Raw genomic sequence first — 1358 nt, forward strand, 5'->3', positions numbered from 1 at the left:
AGGCGAGCGCGGTCAGGCTGAACTCGCCGCGAACGTTCTCGAGGCGGCGCATCAGGAACGTGCCTTGGCCCATCCACTGCTTGATGGTGCCAAAGGGATGCTCGACGCTGTTTCGCCGGTGGTCCAGCATCTCGGGCCTGGCCGCCAACCGCGCCGACATGCGGTCGAGAACGGCCTCGTTCTCCAGGCGCGAGACGCGGCGGAATGAGCGAGTGCAGCGCGATCTCAGCGCGCACGCCTTGCAGGCATCGCGGTTGGCATAGTCGACCTTCACATTGTCGCGCAACTTGCCCCGGTAGCGCGGCGAAAGTGCTGCCCCGGCCGGGCAAACGAAGACGTCCCGGTCAGGCTCGTAGCGGAACACGTCTTTGCCGAAGAAGCCCTCGCGCACGGCGGGACCGCGGACTGGCTTGGGCACATAAGCCGTAACCCCAGCCGCCTCGCAGGCTTCAATATCCTCGATCTTGAAGTACCCTCGGTCGGCGACGGCCTCGATCCGCTCGACGCCAAGCGCTTCCATTGCTGCGGTCGCGGTCTGCGCGAGCAGGCCCAGGTCGAGGACCTGGTTGCTCACCGCCTGCTCGGCGATCAGCTTGTGCTTCACGTCGACGGCGAGCTGGATGTTGTAGCCGACCCCCACTTTGGTCATGCGCGCCATCGCGCGGGCATCGGGATCGGTCAGCGATATCTGGTCGGCGCCGGTGCGATCTAGTTCGGCGAGCATCTCCTTGTGACGATCGCGCTTGCCCTTGATGGCGGCGATCTCCTCGGCCAGTTTGTCGTCACCGCCGCCCGAACCGCCGCCTGGCGTGCGGTCCTCGTCGGCATCCCCCTCGTCGAGCCGTTTCATGTAGCTGGCGAGCTTCTCGTCGGCGTCCTGGATGAACTTGGCCAGTGATGCTCGGGTGAAGTTTCGGGTCTTGTTGTTGACCGCCTTGATGCGCGTGCCGTCGACCGCCACGAGCTCGCGCCCGAAGAGGTCGAGTTGACGACATAGCACTACGAACTCGCGGAACACCGCCTTGAATGCTGCACGGTTGTCGCGGCGGAAGTCGGCGATGGTTTTGAAGTCCGGCTTGAGGTGCCGCAGCAGCCAGATGACCTCGATATTGCGGCGGGTCTCGGCTTCGAGGCGACGGCTCGACCGGATCCGGTTCAGGTAGCCATAGATGTAGAGCTTGAGCAGATCAGCCGGATCGTAGCCCGGACGGCCCGTTGCCTTGGGCTGTACACGGACGAACCCGGCTGCCCCAAGGTCGAGCCCGTCGACAAAGGCCTCGATGAACCGGACCGGATTATCCGGTCCGACATAATCATCAACCGCCTCGGGCAGCAGCAGGAGCTGCGAGCGGTCCGTT

The 1358-nt window shown here is 64.7% G+C and carries 1 protein-coding gene; it reads right to left on the bottom strand.

The features are described from left to right. Window positions 1-1358 (bottom strand): IS1182 family transposase (locus IE187_RS21085; RefSeq protein WP_189677952.1); only part of this gene is annotated, 1358 nt, incomplete at both ends.

Source organism: Sphingomonas glacialis (assembly GCF_014653575.1).
Lineage (GTDB): Bacteria > Pseudomonadota > Alphaproteobacteria > Sphingomonadales > Sphingomonadaceae > Sphingomonas > Sphingomonas glacialis.